13 protein-coding genes are annotated in these 14464 nt (G+C 65.5%); 10 read left to right on the top strand and 3 right to left on the bottom strand.

Going from position 1 to position 14464, the window contains the following annotated elements; translation table 11 throughout:
- Positions 1-45: 45 nt before the first annotated feature.
- The 10 genes from ffh to HSDC_RS09590 all read left to right on the top strand — a co-directional run bounded on the left by ffh (position 46) and on the right by HSDC_RS09590 (position 10649).
- On the top strand, positions 46-1452 hold the full coding sequence (ffh, locus tag HSDC_RS09635; RefSeq protein WP_064699707.1) for a signal recognition particle protein: 1407 nt from the start codon (positions 46-48) through the stop codon (positions 1450-1452).
- 209 nt (positions 1453-1661) lie between these two features.
- The gene (gene rpsP / locus HSDC_RS09630; RefSeq protein WP_064699706.1) at positions 1662-1910 is read left to right on the top strand and encodes a 30S ribosomal protein S16; all 249 of its coding nucleotides are present in this window, start codon (positions 1662-1664) and stop codon (positions 1908-1910) included.
- Positions 1911-1949: 39 nt separating this feature from the next.
- A complete protein-coding gene (rimM, locus tag HSDC_RS09625; protein WP_064699705.1) occupies positions 1950-2501 on the top strand; it encodes a ribosome maturation factor RimM in 552 nt (183 codons plus the stop codon).
- Between the two features lie 17 nt (positions 2502-2518).
- Positions 2519-3280 carry a tRNA (guanosine(37)-N1)-methyltransferase TrmD gene (trmD, locus tag HSDC_RS09620; protein WP_064699704.1) on the top strand — a complete coding sequence of 254 codons (762 nt, stop codon included), beginning with the start codon at positions 2519-2521 and terminating at the stop codon, positions 3278-3280.
- Positions 3281-3441: 161 nt separating this feature from the next.
- Positions 3442-3798 (top strand): 50S ribosomal protein L19, encoded by a 357-nt coding sequence (rplS, locus tag HSDC_RS09615; RefSeq protein WP_013333616.1) that lies wholly within the window; start codon positions 3442-3444, stop codon positions 3796-3798.
- Positions 3799-3926: 128 nt separating this feature from the next.
- Complete coding sequence (gene xerD / locus HSDC_RS09610) at positions 3927-4829, top strand: site-specific tyrosine recombinase XerD (RefSeq protein ID WP_064699703.1); 903 nt, start codon at positions 3927-3929, stop codon at positions 4827-4829.
- A 3-nt stretch (positions 4830-4832) separates the two neighbouring features.
- On the top strand, positions 4833-5570 hold the full coding sequence (locus tag HSDC_RS09605; protein ID WP_064699702.1) for a DsbC family protein: 738 nt from the start codon (positions 4833-4835) through the stop codon (positions 5568-5570).
- Between the two features lie 78 nt (positions 5571-5648).
- Complete coding sequence (locus HSDC_RS09600) at positions 5649-6965, top strand: homoserine dehydrogenase (RefSeq protein WP_064699701.1); 1317 nt, start codon at positions 5649-5651, stop codon at positions 6963-6965.
- Positions 6966-7240: 275 nt separating this feature from the next.
- Positions 7241-8629: a threonine synthase gene (gene thrC / locus HSDC_RS09595; protein WP_064699700.1), complete on the top strand. Its 1389-nt coding sequence runs from the start codon at positions 7241-7243 to the stop codon at positions 8627-8629.
- Between the two features lie 226 nt (positions 8630-8855).
- On the top strand, positions 8856-10649 hold the full coding sequence (locus HSDC_RS09590) for a single-stranded-DNA-specific exonuclease RecJ (RefSeq protein ID WP_064699699.1): 1794 nt from the start codon (positions 8856-8858) through the stop codon (positions 10647-10649).
- 256 nt (positions 10650-10905) lie between these two features.
- Here HSDC_RS09590 and HSDC_RS09585 read toward each other — a convergent pair whose 3' ends face one another.
- The 3 genes from HSDC_RS09585 to HSDC_RS09575 form a co-directional block, all read right to left on the bottom strand.
- Complete coding sequence (locus tag HSDC_RS09585) at positions 10906-11325, bottom strand: VOC family protein (RefSeq protein ID WP_064699698.1); 420 nt, start codon at positions 11323-11325, stop codon at positions 10906-10908.
- Between the two features lie 118 nt (positions 11326-11443).
- Positions 11444-13957, bottom strand: coding sequence for a heavy metal translocating P-type ATPase (locus HSDC_RS09580; RefSeq protein WP_064699697.1), 2514 nt, complete (start codon positions 13955-13957; stop codon positions 11444-11446).
- Positions 13954-14409, bottom strand: a complete 456-nt coding sequence (locus tag HSDC_RS09575) for a MerR family transcriptional regulator (RefSeq protein ID WP_064699696.1) — start codon at positions 14407-14409, stop codon at positions 13954-13956. The genes HSDC_RS09580 and HSDC_RS09575 overlap by 4 nt, the downstream gene beginning before the upstream one ends.
- Between the last annotated feature and the right edge of the window lie 55 nt (positions 14410-14464).

Here is a 14464-nt window from a genome sequence, read left to right as displayed (position 1 = left end):
GCGGGGAAGTCGCGGCTTCCCAGGCCATCGTCAGCGGAGAGGCCCATGTTCCAGAATCTCAGTGATCGTCTATCCCAGACGCTCAAGTCCATCAAGGGTCAGGCGCGCCTGACCGAAGACAACGTCAAGGACACCCTGCGGGAAGTGCGCCGGGCTCTGCTCGAGGCCGATGTCGCGCTGCCGGTGGTGAAGGCGTTCATCGACCGTGTGCGCGAGCGCGCCGTGGGTCAGGAGGTGTCGAAGAGCCTCTCGCCCGGCCAGCAGTTCGTCAAGATCGTCCAGCAGGAGCTCGAGGCGATCATGGGCGAGGCCAACGAAGGGCTGGCCCTCAAGGGAACGCCGGCCGTAGTGCTGATGGCCGGCCTGCAGGGGGCGGGCAAGACCACCTCGGTGGCCAAGCTGGCGCGCTACCTGCGCGAGCGCGAAAAGAAGAAGGTGCTGGTGGTGTCGGCGGACGTCTATCGCCCGGCGGCCATCGACCAGCTCGAGACGCTGGCCAAGGAGGTCGAGGTCGACTTCTTCCCGTCGAGCAGCGACCAGCAGCCGGTGGACATCGCCGAGGCGGCCATCAAGCACGCCAAGATTCAGTTCCACGACGTGGTACTGGTCGACACCGCCGGTCGCCTGGCCATCGATGAGGCGATGATGGCGGAGATCCAGTCCCTCAACCGTGCCGTGTCGCCGGACGAGACGCTGTTCGTGGTCGATGCCATGACTGGCCAGGATGCCGCCAATACGGCCAAAGCGTTCCATGAGGCACTGCCGCTGACCGGGGTGATCCTCACCAAGGCCGATGGCGATGCCCGTGGCGGCGCGGCCCTGTCGGTGCGACACATCACCGGCAAGCCGATCAAGTTCATGGGGGTCGGCGAGAAGGTCGACGCCCTGGAACCCTTCCACCCCGACCGGGTCGCTTCGCGGATTCTCGGCATGGGCGATGTGCTGTCGCTGATCGAGGAAGCCGAGCGTACCGTCGACAAGGGCAAGGCCGAGAAGCTGGCCAAGAAGGTCAAGAAGGGCGACGGCTTCGACCTCGAGGATTTTCGCGACCAGTTGCAGCAGCTCAAGAAGATGGGCGGCATGGGCGGATTGCTCGGCAAGCTGCCCGGCATGGGGCAGATGGCCGAGATGGCCCAGGGGCCTGGTCCCGAGAAGGAATTCGGCAAGCTCGAGGCGCTGATCAACTCCATGACGCCCAAGGAGCGTCGCCGCCCCGAGATCATCAATGGGTCACGCAAGCGTCGCATCGCCGCCGGTGCCGGCCTCCAGGTGCCCGACCTGAATCGCCTGCTGAAGCAGCACAAGCAGATGCAGAAGATGATGAAGAAGGCCGGCAAGAAAGGTGGCATGCAGAAGATGATGCGTGGCATGCCCGGCATGATGGGCGGGGGGCAAGGCGGCCCCGGTGGCCCGGGCGGCATGGGCGGACCCGGCGGCATGCCCTGGCGCTGAGCGTAGCCGGGTGTGTGCAAAAAGGTTTCCAAGCCGGGGAGATTTCCGTAGAATGTCGCGTCTTCACTGGCAGGTCCGCGTCGATTCGCGGGCATCGTCGTGACCGAACGACTCGGTGGTGGGGATCGAAAGCCCACCGCTGAACCGATTGTCGAAGGGTGAGCCTTCGATCGACAACCTCCTTAACTCAACCGAAGGACAGTCAACGCATGGTTACCATTCGTCTGGCACGTGGTGGCGCCAAGAAGCGTCCCTTCTATCATCTGGCCGTGACCGACTCGCGCAAGCCGCGTGATGGTCGTTTCATCGAGCGTCTGGGCTTCTTCAACCCGGTGGCGCGTGGTCAGGAAGAGCGTCTGCGCATCGACCTGGACCGTATCAGCCACTGGCAGGAACAGGGCGCCCAGCTTTCCGACCGTGTCGCCGAGCTGGTCAAGGAAGCCCGCAAGCAGGCCTGAAGGGCCTGATACGGTCGCATGTCCGATACAGAGTCGACCATGAAGACGCGAGCCGAGCGAGAGTCGCCCCCCGAGCATGTCGTGCTGGGCAAGCTGACCAGCCCGTACGGGGTCAAGGGGTGGCTGAGAGTGTATTCGTACACCAGTCCCATGGAAGGCATCCTCGAATACGATGAGTGGGTGCTGCGCCATGGGGGCGTCGAGTCGCGTTACCGGCTGTCCCAGGGACGTCGGCATGGCAAGGGCCTCGTGGCCCGGCTCGAAGGTGTCGACGGCCGTGATCAAGCCGAGACGCTGGCGGGTGCCGAGATACTGCTGCCCACGGCCGAGTTGCCCGAGCTGTCCGGGGACGACGAGTTCTACTGGTACCAGCTGGAAGGCCTCTCCGTCGTCACGACCGAGGGCGTGGCCCTGGGGCGTGTCGAGTACCTCTTCGAGACAGGCGCCAATGACGTCCTGGTCGTCAGGGGACGCGAAGGCGAGAGCGTCGACGCACGCGAACGCCTGCTGCCCTTTCTGCCCGACGAGGTCGTCCGGGAGGTGGATCTCGAGGCCGGTCGGATGATCGTCGACTGGGATCCGGCGTTTTGAGCCGGAGCGACGCGGCGATGTGGGTCGGTGTCGTCTCCCTGTTTCCCGAGATGTTCGAGGCGCTGACGCGCCAGGGCGTCACGGGGCGGGCCGTGGACAAGGGGCATATCGAGCTGGCGTTCTGGAACCCCCGGGACTACGCCACCGATCGGCACCGCACGGTGGATGATCGTCCCTATGGCGGCGGGCCGGGCATGCTGATGAAGGTCGACACCCTGCGTGCGGCCATTCATGACGCCCGCTCGCAAGCAGAGGCTGCTACCGGCCAGCGGCCGAGGGTGATCTATCTGTCACCCCAGGGGCGCCGCCTCGATCAGCGTGGCGCCCGGGAGCTGGCATCTGGCCCGCCCCTGGTGGTGGTGGCCGGACGCTATGAAGGCATCGATGAGCGGGTGGTGGAAGCCGACATCGATGAGGAATGGTCGATCGGCGACTATGTGCTCAGTGGCGGTGAGCTGCCGGCCATGGTGCTGATCGACGCAGCGGCAAGGTTGGTGCCCGGTGTACTGGGGCATCAGGATTCCGCGCTCGAGGACTCCTTCAACGACGGACTGCTGGATTGCCCGCACTATACCCGTCCCGAGGATGTCGATGGGCGGCGGGTGCCGGACGTGCTGCTCAGCGGCCATCATGGCGCCATACGGCGCTGGCGCCTGAAGCAGTCGCTGGGGCGGACCTGGCTGAGACGTCCCGACCTGCTGGAAGGCAGGACGTTGAACGACGAACAGCAGGCGCTGCTCAAGGAGTTCATCGAGGAATACGCGCTGTCCTCCCGTTAGGGCAGGGCGGAGGTGCAGGACGCGGCCCCGATGCGGGCAGCGGACCTGTGTCACCAACGACGCTCCCGTGCCTCGACTCGCTCGAGCGCCGGGATCACGATTCGCCGGCCATCCATTGCCGGTCCGGCGAGTCACGTAATGTTATCGAGGAGTTGAATGTCATGAGCAGCAAGAACAAGGTGATCCAGGCGCTCGAAGCCGAGCAGATGAACAAGGACGTGCCGGAATTCGCCCCGGGCGATACCGTGGTGGTCCAGGTTCAGGTCAAGGAAGGTAACCGCGAGCGTCTCCAGGCCTTCGAAGGCGTGGTGATCGGCAAGCGCAACCGCGGTCTGAACTCCGCCTTCACCGTGCGCAAGGTCTCTCACGGTGTCGGCGTCGAGCGGACCTTCCAGACTTACAGCCCGCTGGTCGATTCCATCAGTGTCAAGCGCCGCGGCGATGTTCGCCAGGCCAAGCTGTACTATCTCCGCGAGCGCAGCGGCAAGTCTGCTCGCATCAAGGAAAAGCTGGCCTGAAGCCCGCCTACCGGGCATGACGCAGCCGATGGCTAGCGTCCAGCGAGACCCCGTCACCGCGCCTGCGGGGCGGGGTTTTTCATGTCGTGGAACGAGCACCGGCGGTGCGGACGCGCGGAGTTGACGGTATGTCGCCCCACCTCGACGACTCTGCCCTGATCGATGCCTTTCTCGATGGCCTCTGGCTGGAGCGGGGCGCCAGCGACAACACCCTGGCGGCCTACCGTCACGATTTGCAGAGCTGGCGGGCGCAACTCGCCGAGCATGGTGCCACCCTGCTGGCACCACCGCCGAAGGCGCTGGCGGACTGGCTGGAGGCACGTCGCGAAGCGGGCTACAAGCTGCGCAGCAATGCGCGGCTGCTCTCCAGCCTCAGGCGCTTCTACCACTGGGCGTTGAGCGAAGGTCGTATCGAGCATGATCCGCTCGCCGAGGTCAGGCTGCCTAGGGTGACGCCTTCGCTGCCCAATACGCTGGAGGAGAGCGAAGTGGAGCGCCTGCTCGAGGCGCCGGATGTCGACACCGCTCTGGGACTGCGCGACCGTGCCATGCTCGAGGTGCTTTATGGCGCTGGATTGCGGGTCACGGAACTGGTCGGCCTGACCACCGATGCGCTCAATCTCCGCCAGGGCGTGGTGAGAGTGCGTGGCAAGGGCGACAAGGAGCGCCTGGTACCGCTCGGCGAAGAGGCCGTGGACTGGCTCTCGCGCTATCTGCGCGGTGCTCGCGGCGCCCTGATGCGTGACGTGACGCGCCCGGCCCTCTTTCCGGGGCGAGGCGATGCCTGCCTGACACGCCAGGCCTTCTGGTATCGTATCAAGGCACATGCCCGCAGTGCTGGCATCGATCGTTCCTTGTCCCCACACACCCTGCGACATGCTTTCGCTACCCACTTGTTGAATCATGGGGCCAATCTGCGTGTCGTACAGCTGCTGCTGGGTCACAGCGACCTGTCGACCACGCAGATCTATACCCATGTGGCGCAGGTCCGGCTCGAGGCCCTGCACGCCGAACATCATCCCCGAGGCTGAATCATGAAAGTATCGACCCTCTCCCTGGCCGGCGGCCTGCTCGCCGCTACCCTGACACTGCCTTCCCTGGTCTGGGCCGACGTGCCTGAGGCCCTCGAGACGCTTGAGGTATCAGGCCACCGCATGCCGGTAAAGGACGTGCGGGAAACCCCCATGGCGGATATCTACGAGGTGCGCCTGGAGACCGGGGAGACCTTCTATACCAACGCCGAGGGGAATTATTTCCTGGTGGGAGACCTTTACGAGAAGGCCGATACCGGGCTCGTCAATCTGACCGAGAAGGCGCGCAATACCGAGCGTGCCAGCCGGGTGGAAGGCATTCCCGATGACCAGCGCGTGACCTTCCGGGGTACCGAGACGCCTCAGGCCAAGGTCGTGGTGTTCACCGACACGACTTGCCCCTATTGTCAGCGTCTCCATGAGGAAGTGCCGCGTATCAATGAGCTGGGCATCGAGGTGGATTATCTGGCCTTCCCTCGGGGCGGCATGGATTCGCCCGGTGCCCGGGAACTGCAGGAGGTATGGTGTGCCGACAACTCGAGCGAGGCACTGTCCGCCGCCTTCCGTGACGAGTCGCTGGAAAGTGACGCAACCTGCGACAATCCGGTCGAGGAACAGTATCATCTGGGGTTGGAACTCGGTGTGCAGGGCACGCCGGCCATCATCCTGCCCGATGGTCGCCTGGTACCCGGCTATGTGCCGGCGGAACGCCTGGCGGCCATGCTCGGGCTGAAAGACTGATAGAGCCGCGCCGTCGAGCGCCGGCGGCGGAGTTCGCTCCGCCACGCTTGGACACATGTCAGAACAAGGGGAAAGACATTGAAACCGGTGAGAGTGGGAATCTGTGGCCTGGGTACTGTCGGAGGCGGGACCTTCAACGTGCTGACACGCAACGCCGACGAGATCGCCCGTCGGGCGGGGCGGCCCATCGTCATTGAACAGGTGGCCTATCGAAGCCCCAACCCCGAGTGCGACATCACCGGTATCAAGACCACCCAGGATGTCTTCGAGCTGGCCTCCAATCCCGATATCGACGTGGTCGTCGAGCTTATCGGCGGGTATGACGTGGCCCGGGAGCTGGTGCTGACCGCCATCGATAACGGCAAGCACGTGGTCACTGCCAACAAGGCCCTGATCGCGGTGCATGGCAACGAGATCTTCCAGGCTGCCCACGAGAAGGGCGTGATCGTGGCCTTCGAAGCCGCGGTGGCCGGTGGCATTCCGGTCATCAAGTCGCTGCGCGAGGGCCTGGGAGCCAACCGCATCGAGTGGCTGGCCGGTATCATCAACGGGACCGGCAACTACATCCTCACGCACATGCGCGACGAGGGCCGGGCCTTCGAGGATGTGCTGGCCGAGGCGCAGGCGCTGGGATATGCCGAGGCCGACCCGACCTTCGATGTCGAGGGCATCGATGCCGCTCACAAGCTGACCATCCTGGCGTCCATCGCCTATGGTGTGCCCCTGCAGTTCGAGAAGGCCTACACCGAGGGTATCTCCCGGGTCACCGCCGAGGACGTCGAGCAGGCTGACAATCTTGGTTATGTCATCAAGCACCTGGGGATCTCCAAGCGCACCGACGCCGGTCTCGAACTGCGGGTTCATCCGACCCTGATTCCCAAGGAACGGCTGCTGGCCAATGTGCACGGTGTGAAGAACGCCATCGCCGTGATGGGCGACGCCGTGGGGCCGACGCTCTACTACGGCGCCGGTGCCGGCGCCGAGCCGACCGCCTCGGCGGTGGTTGCCGATGTGCTCGACGTGGCGCGCGACATCGCGACCGATCACCACTATCGCGTCCCCTATCTAGCCTTCAGCGGCATCGGCGAAGGCGATGATCAGCCGCAGATCATGCCCATGGAGGAGATCGATACCGCCTACTACCTGCGTCTGCTGGCGGTGGATCGCCCTGGCGTGTTGGCTCGGGTGGCGACCATCCTCTCCGAAGAAGGGATCTCCATCGAGGCATTGATCCAGAAGGAAGCCACCGAGGGCGAACTGGTGCCGATCATCCTGTTGACGCACAGCACTCGCGAGAAGCACATGAACGAAGCGATCCGTCGCATCGAGTCAATGGCCGACATCGCCGGCTCGGTGACCCGAATCCGGGTGGAGAGCCTCGACGAGCAGGAATAACCCAAGACGTGAAGAGAGAAGAAAAGAAGAGGGAAGGGGGCGCGGCAACGAGGGAAGCAGACCGCCAAACTGGCCCAGTCCACTGGGGCACCAAGGGCATTCTTCCCCCTGCAAGGTGCACAGCCCCTTGCGCTGCGGCACCGGGATTCGTGGGTCGCACCCTCCGTCAGGCGCATTGTGCCGTTGTTCTCTCTTCCAGCCCGGACAAGGTCCGGGCGCTCTTCCAGCTTCCAGCGGCGCAGCCGCGCTCTTCCTTCTAGCGAGGAAATCGAGCAATGCGTTATATCAGTACCCGCGGGCAGGCGCCCGCGCTTTCCTTCGAGGAGGTCGTGCTGACCGGCATGGCCAGCGACGGCGGGCTCTACGTGCCCGAGACGGTGCCTCAGCTCAGCTACGAGGAGCTGGCCGACATGGCCGGGTGCTCCTACGCCGAGATCGCCTTTCGGGTGATGAAACCCTATGTGGGCGGCGAGATTGATGACGAGACCTTCCGCGGCATCGTCCGTGATGCCTACCGCACCTTCAGCCATGACGCCGTGGTGCCGCTCAACCAGCTCGATGCCAACCACTACCTGCTCGAACTGTTCCATGGCCCGACCCTGGCGTTCAAGGACGTGGCCCTGCAACTGCTCGGGCGGTTGCTGGACCATTTCCTCGCCAAGCGCGGCGAGCGGGCGGTCATCATGGGCGCTACTTCCGGCGATACCGGATCGGCGGCCATCGAGGGATGCCGCCATTGCGACAACCTGGACATCTTCATCCTGCATCCCCATGAGCGGGTCTCCGAGGTACAGCGTCGCCAGATGACCTCGGTGCTGGCCGACAACGTCTTCAACATCGCCATCGAGGGCAACTTCGACGATGCCCAGGCGATGGTCAAGGCGAGCTTCGCCGATCAGTCCTTCCTGAACGGCACCCGGCTGGTAGCGGTGAACTCGATCAACTGGGCGCGCATCATGGCCCAGATCGTCTACTACGTGGCTTCCGCCGTGGCGCTGGGCGCGCCGCATCGCAAGGTCAGCTTCTGCGTGCCGTCGGCCAATTTCGGCAATGTCTTTGCCGGTTACATGGCGTACCGCATGGGCCTGCCGGTGGAGCGTTTCGTCATTGCCACCAATGCCAACGACATCCTGCATCGCACGCTCGCCGACAACGACTTTTCCAAGCGCGATCTGGTCGCCACCCTGGCGCCCTCCATGGATATCGTGGTGTCGTCCAACTTCGAGCGCCTGCTGTTCGAAGCCTATCAGCGTGATGGCAAGGCCGTGGCCGAGCTGCTCGAGCGCTTCCAGGACGAGCCGACGGCCCTGGCCGAGGCGCCGCTGTCGCGGTTGCGCGAATGTTTCGCCAGTCACAGCGTCGACGATGCAACCATCCTGGAAGTGATTCGCGAAGCGCACCAGCGCACCCAGGAGATCCTCGACCCACATACGGCCACCGGCTACCGCGCCGCCGAGCGCGAGCGCGGCGACGAGAGCGTGCCGATGATCACCCTGGCGACGGCTCACCCGGCCAAGTTTGCCGAGGCGGTAGTCAAGGCCGGCTTCCCCGGCGTGCCCTTGCCGCCGCACATGGAAGACCTGCTGGAGCGCGAGGAGCGTTATACGGTACTGCCGGCGGAGCTTTCCGCGGTGCAGGCGTTCGTTGCCGAGAACCGCCGTTAGTTGGCCCCGCCCGCTCAAGGCTGATCCGTCGACAGGTCTACGAGGGGGCGCTGTGACCCCTTCCTTGGGCGCTACCGATGCCATCCATGGCATCGGACCCCCTCTTCGACCTGTCCCCGGCGCCTCTTGCTAGGCTCGTTCCTGCGGGCCTTCATACTTCCCTCCCCCTTGCGGGGCGACGAGCGCAGCAATAGACCAGTGTTTCCCCTAATCAGAGGAGCCAGGCGTGAACGCCCCTGTCGATCTGCATGAATCCCTCAAACCGCGTATTCTGCCTCGCCCGCGGGATGCCGCCGTGGAGCAGCGCGCCCTGGCCGAGGGGCTGACGCCGCTGCAGGCGCGGATCCTGGCCGGTCGCCTGGGTGGCTATGAGGGCGAACTGGCGCCACTGGTGGCGCCGAGCCTGCGTTATCTGGCGCATCCCGAACGCCTCCAGGACGGGCGGCGTGCCGCCGAGCGCATTGCCCGGGCGGTGACCGAAGGCGAGCACATCGGCATCCTCACCGACTATGATGTCGACGGCATCACCTCTCATGTGGTGATTCGGCGGACGCTCAACGAGCTGTTCGGCATCCCCGAGAACCGCCTGCACAGTTTGATCGGTCACCGGATTCACGATGGCTACGGCATCAGCCTGCCGTTGGTGGAGCGTACCCTGTCGCTCTCGCCGCGTCCGAGCCTGGTGATCACCGCCGATTGCGGCAGCAGCGACGAACCGCGTATCGCCAGGCTTCGCGAGGCCGGTATCGACGTGGTGGTCAGCGATCACCACGCCCTGCCGACGGAAGGCCCGCCGGCCTCGGCCTTTGCCACCGTGAACCCCACCCGCGACGACTGCACCTACCCCGACCCGACCATCGCCGGCTGCATGGTCGCCTGGCTGGTCATGTCGCTGACCCGCAGTGTATTGATCGAATGGGGCGTGCTCGAACCGGCCACCCCAAAGCTGTCGCCCTGGCTCTCCTATGTAGCGCTCGGTACGGTGGCGGACTGTGTCTCGCTGGGCGGCAGTGTGGCCAATCGAGCGGTGGTTGCCCATGGACTGACGCTGATCAATCGAATGGAGGCAGCCTGCTGGCGGACCATGGCCCAGCGGCTGGGGGCCGACAGCGTGCCCTTCGATGCCGAGACGCTGGCCTTCCAGATGGGCCCGAGGATCAATGCCCGTTCCCGGCTCGACGATCCCTATGCGGCGTTGCACTTCATGCTGGCGGTGGATGATGCCACGGCGGCAGGGCACCTGGAGACGCTGGATCAGGACAACCAGTCGCGCAAGAGCATCGAGGCCGAGATGACCGAGCGTGCCCGAGGCTTGGCCATGGCCGAGCTGGAGGCCGGGGCACCGGTTCTGGTGGTGTTGCTCGAGGAAGGCCACCCCGGGGTGCAGGGCATCGTCGCCTCACGACTGGTGCAGGCCTTCGGTCGTCCCGCCTTGGTGCTGACACCGGCCGCACAGCCGGGCATGCTCACCGGCTCCGGGCGCTCCATCGAGGCCCTGCATCTGCGCGATGCCCTGCAGCGTGCCTTCGAGCTGGCGCCGGCCTCGCTGCCGCGTTTCGGCGGGCACCGTGGGGCTGCTGGTGTCGGTGTGCCCCGTGAGGCCTTCGACGATTTTCGCCAAGCGTTGCTGCAGGCGGCCCGCGAGCAGCTCGGCGATACGGAACTGGGCCCGCGTGTCTTCACCGACGGGGAACTCGAAGCCGGTCAACTGGACCTGAAGACGCTCGATGAGATCGAAGCGCTCGGCCCCTATGGGCGAGAGTTCGATGCGCCTCTGTTCGAAGGCGTGCTAAGGGTGGAAAGCCTGCGTACCGTGGGAGCCGACGGCAGTCACCTGATGCTCGAGCTATCCAGTGGCGCCACCAGCGTGCGGGCGATCTGGTTCCGCGCCCTGACGCCGGGCGAGATGCCGGCCTTCGACGCCGGCGACCTGCTGCGCTGCGCCTACAAGCTTAACCGCAACCGCTGGCGGGGACGGGAGTCTTTGCAACTGGTCATCGAGCATGCGGAGCCCGCCTGAGGAAACACTGATTTATTACTACGCTCGATATCTTGGCTGCCGGCGGTACTCAATATCCTCATTTACTGGCGTGTAAACTCCGGTATCTCCGTTCCGGCAGCAGCCAACCTATCTTCGCTCGCAACATAAATCAGCGCTTCCTTAAGTTGGAAGAGTGGGAATAGAGCTCGGCATTCCGCCTATTGCGTCTTCTTCAAGACGCGCAGCGTCGTACTTCCCTCTTCCCTCTTCCCTCTTCCCTCTTTTCTCTTCCCCTTTAGTACGTTGGCCAGACGCCGGGGGTGGCCAGTTCCAGCAGGTGGCCGTCCGGGTCGCGGAAGTAGAGGCTCTCGCCGCCCCGGGGCCAGTGCGTGCGCCCCTCGATCTCGATGCCATGACTCGTCAGGCGGCGCTCCCAGTCCTCCAGTGCTTCGGCGCCGATGGCGAAGGCCATGTGCGTGCGCCCGGTGCCGTCGTGGGGCGGAATGGTGCCCATCTCGTCAGGCAGCACGACCGTGTCGCGCGTCGCGCCTTCGAGAAACAGCAGCAGAACGGTGCCGCCGCCAGCATCATAGGCAGTGAAGCGCTGATCGGCGGTGAAGGCCGATAGCCCCATCACTTCCTCGAAGAAGGTCCGGGCCCGGACCATGTCGGTGACATACAGGGCCGTTTCCAGCACACCGTCGAGTCTGGGCATGGCGTTGCCTCCTTCTGGACTCTCTCTCATCAGCCTAGCAGGCCATGGGCTCAGTCCAGCCAGAACCACCAGACGATCAGGGCGATCAGGCCGAGTCCAATGAGATTGATGATCCAGCTCATGATGTCGTCTCCCGAGTGTCGGTCGCATCGCGTGGTGTGAACAGGCGCAGCCGACTGGCGTTGCCGACCACGGTGATCGACGACAGCGACATGGCGGCACCGGCGATCATCGGTGACAACAGGGTGCCGGTGAGTGGGTAGAGCACGCCGGCGGCAATGGGAATGCCGATCAGGTTGTAGCCGAAGGCGCCCATCAGATTCTGGCGGATGTTGCGCAGGGTGGCACGGCTGATCTCGATGGCGGCGACCACGCCGTGCAGCGAGTCACGCATCAGGGTGATGCCGGCGCTCTCGATGGCCACGTCGGTGCCCTGGCCGATGGCGAAGCCGACGTCGGCCAGGGCCAGGGCCGGCGCATCGTTGATGCCGTCACCGACCATGCCGACTCGCTCGCCGTCATCCTGCAGGCGCTGGATCTCGGCATGCTTGTCCTCGGGCAGCAGATCGGCGCGGAAGTCATCGATGCCGACTTCCCGGGCGATGGCCTCGGCGGTATGGGCATTGTCGCCGGTGAGCATGACGACCTTGAGACCGTCGGCACGCAGCCGTCGGACCGCGGCCACGCTGTCGTCACGCAAGGGGTCGCTGATACCGAAGATGGCGGTGAGCCGGCCATCGACGGCCAGATGGACGACGCTGCGTGCCTGGCGTTGCAGGCGTTCGGCGATGTCCTGGCCGGCGTCGAGCGCGACGCCCTGGTCCCGCAGCAGTCGGGCGTTGCCGAGCAACAGTTCGCTGCCTTCCGGCGTGCGGGCCGTGACGCCGCCTCCGGTCACTGACTGAAAGTCGTGAATATCCGCAGCCGTGACATTCGCCTGTTCGGCATAGGCCAGAAGAGCGTTGGCCAACGGATGTTCGGAGCCGCGCTCCAGAGCGTCCACCAGGGCGAGTGCCCGTTCGCGATCGCCGTCGAGGATCTCGGCCTCGGTGACCCTGGGCTTGCCTTCGGTCAGCGTGCCGGTCTTGTCGACCACTAGGGTCGTCAGGCGGCTGGCAGCCTGCAGCGCCTCGCCAGTCCGTACCAGAACGCCGTGCTCGGCGGCCTTGCCCACGCCGACCATGGTGGAGATCGGCGTGGCCAGCCCCAGAGCGCAGGGACAGGCGATGATCAGCACCGTGGTGGCGGTGACCAACATGTGGATGACCCGAGGCTCGGCGCCGAGGTTGAACCAGGCCAGCGCCGTGATCACCGCGACGATCATCACGGCAGGGACGAAGATGCTGGAGATGCGGTCGGCGAGCCGGCCGATGGGCGGCCGCGAGTTCTGGGCGCTGGCCACCTGCTCGGTGATGCGGCCGAGTCGGGTATCGGCGCCGACCCGGGTGGCGCGGTAGACCAGCGAGCCCTTGCCATTGACGGTGCCGGCGCTGACCTCGTCGCCGACCGACTTGGCCACCGGCAGGGGCTCGCCGGTGAGCATGGACTCGTCGACATGGCTGGCCCCCTCGCTTACTTCGCCATCCACCGGCAGTCGCTCGCCGGGCCGCACGCGCAGGTGATCGCCCTCGCGTACTGCCTCGATCTCGATCTCGCGTTCCTCGCCGTCGCGAATCACGCGCGCGGTGCGGCTCTGCAGATCGAGCAGGCGTCGCAGCGCCTCGCTGGTGCGGCCGCGAGCGCGCAGCTCCAGGGCGTTGCCCAGCAGGACCAGTCCGATGACCATCGCCGAGGCCTCGAAGTAGATGCCTCGCGCGGGCTCCGGTAGTGCGCCGGCGAAGGCCACCACCGCCATGGAATACAGCCAGGCGGTACCGGTGCCCATGGCGATGAGGGTGTCCATGTTGGCCTGGCGATGGCGCAGGTTTTTCCAGGCATTGAGGAAGAAGTGGCGCCCGGGGAAGACCATCACGGCCAGCGTCAGCACGCCCACCACCAGCCAGTAGAGGCGGCCGGCTCCGATCGGCTGGGGGTGGAAGACGAACATGCTGGCCATCAGCGGCACGGCCAGCGCCAGGGACCAGGCCGCGCCACGCATCAGGCGACGGTACTCGGCACCATCCCGTTCGGCGCGAGTTCGCTCGGCTTCGCGCATGTCGAGCACGGGCTCGGCGCCATACCCGACGCCCTCCACGGCGCCGACCAGCGCATCGAAGTCGGCGTTGCCTTGCACCTGGGCCGTGTGGGTGCCGAAGTTGACGCTGGCCTCGGTGACGCCCGGCACGTTTTCCAGTGCTCCCTGGACGGTACGCACGCAACTGGCGCAGGTCATGCCGGAAATCGAGAGTCGCCGGGCATGGCCCGTGTCCGCTGCCGCATCGTGTGTCGACGGTGCCGGGGTGTCGGGCGCCGGTGCGTGTTCGTCGGTAGCCGGGCCGGGCGGATAACCGGCCTCGTCCAGGGTCGCATCCAGCGCGTCGCCGGCCAGGGAGGTGGTGACCGTCAGGCGCTTGTCGGCAGGTTCGCCGATCACCTCGGCCTCGGCGTCACGGGCCTGGATGGCGCGTCGCATGCGGCTAACGCAGCCTTGGCAACTCATGCCAGGAATCAGGCGCTCATACCGGGTGCTCATGACGAGGTCTCCTGGCGGGATGAAGTGGAGGCATTCTCGGACTCGAGTGACGCGGGGAAGCTTTCGATCAGCCGACACAGGCTATGGCCATCGGGCGTGCCATCGGGCATGTCGGCCCAGGCGTCCAGCGCCTGTTCCATGCGCGAGGCCAGCGCTTCGAGCTCGCGGATGCGGGCGCGGATCTCCGGGAGTCGCTCGGCCATCAGGTCTCGTACCAGTGGACAGGGCGAGTCCCCATGATCAGCGTGTTCGAGAATCTGGCGAATCTCGGCCACGCTGAAGCCGAGGGTCCGAGCCCGCTGAATGAAGCGCAGGCGCTCCAGGTCGGTGCCGTCGTAGCGTTGGTAGCCGTTGTCAGGGTCGCGCTCGGGGGCGAGCAGCCCTTCGCGGGTGTAGTGGCGCACGGTTTCGGCGGTAACGCCGGCTCGACGTGCCAGTTCACTGACTTTCATGATGTCCTCAACGACGTGATGACGATGTCGGCAGTTTAAAACCTTTGTGTAACAC

The organism is Halomonas caseinilytica (assembly GCF_001662285.1).
GTDB classification, from domain to species: Bacteria; Pseudomonadota; Gammaproteobacteria; order Pseudomonadales; family Halomonadaceae; genus Halomonas; species Halomonas caseinilytica.
Note: the sequence above shows the minus strand (reverse complement) of the source record. Positions and strands in the feature narration are given on the sequence as shown.

Bases quoted from the DNA above. Each gene is read 5' to 3' on its own strand.
- ffh (WP_064699707.1), top strand. From the start codon at position 46: ATGTTCCAGAATCTCAGTGATCGTCTATCCCAGACGCTCAAGTCCATC.
- rpsP (WP_064699706.1), top strand. From the start codon at position 1,662: ATGGTTACCATTCGTCTGGCACGTGGTGGCGCCAAGAAGCGTCCCTTC.
- rimM (WP_064699705.1), top strand. From the start codon at position 1,950: ATGAAGACGCGAGCCGAGCGAGAGTCGCCCCCCGAGCATGTCGTGCTG.
- trmD (WP_064699704.1), top strand. From the start codon at position 2,519: ATGTGGGTCGGTGTCGTCTCCCTGTTTCCCGAGATGTTCGAGGCGCTG.
- rplS (WP_013333616.1), top strand. From the start codon at position 3,442: ATGAGCAGCAAGAACAAGGTGATCCAGGCGCTCGAAGCCGAGCAGATG.
- xerD (WP_064699703.1), top strand. From the start codon at position 3,927: ATGTCGCCCCACCTCGACGACTCTGCCCTGATCGATGCCTTTCTCGAT.
- HSDC_RS09605 (WP_064699702.1), top strand. From the start codon at position 4,833: ATGAAAGTATCGACCCTCTCCCTGGCCGGCGGCCTGCTCGCCGCTACC.
- thrC (WP_064699700.1), top strand. From the start codon at position 7,241: ATGCGTTATATCAGTACCCGCGGGCAGGCGCCCGCGCTTTCCTTCGAG.
- HSDC_RS09585 (WP_064699698.1), bottom strand. From the start codon at position 11,325: ATGCCCAGACTCGACGGTGTGCTGGAAACGGCCCTGTATGTCACCGAC.
- HSDC_RS09580 (WP_064699697.1), bottom strand. From the start codon at position 13,957: ATGAGCACCCGGTATGAGCGCCTGATTCCTGGCATGAGTTGCCAAGGC.
- HSDC_RS09575 (WP_064699696.1), bottom strand. From the start codon at position 14,409: ATGAAAGTCAGTGAACTGGCACGTCGAGCCGGCGTTACCGCCGAAACC.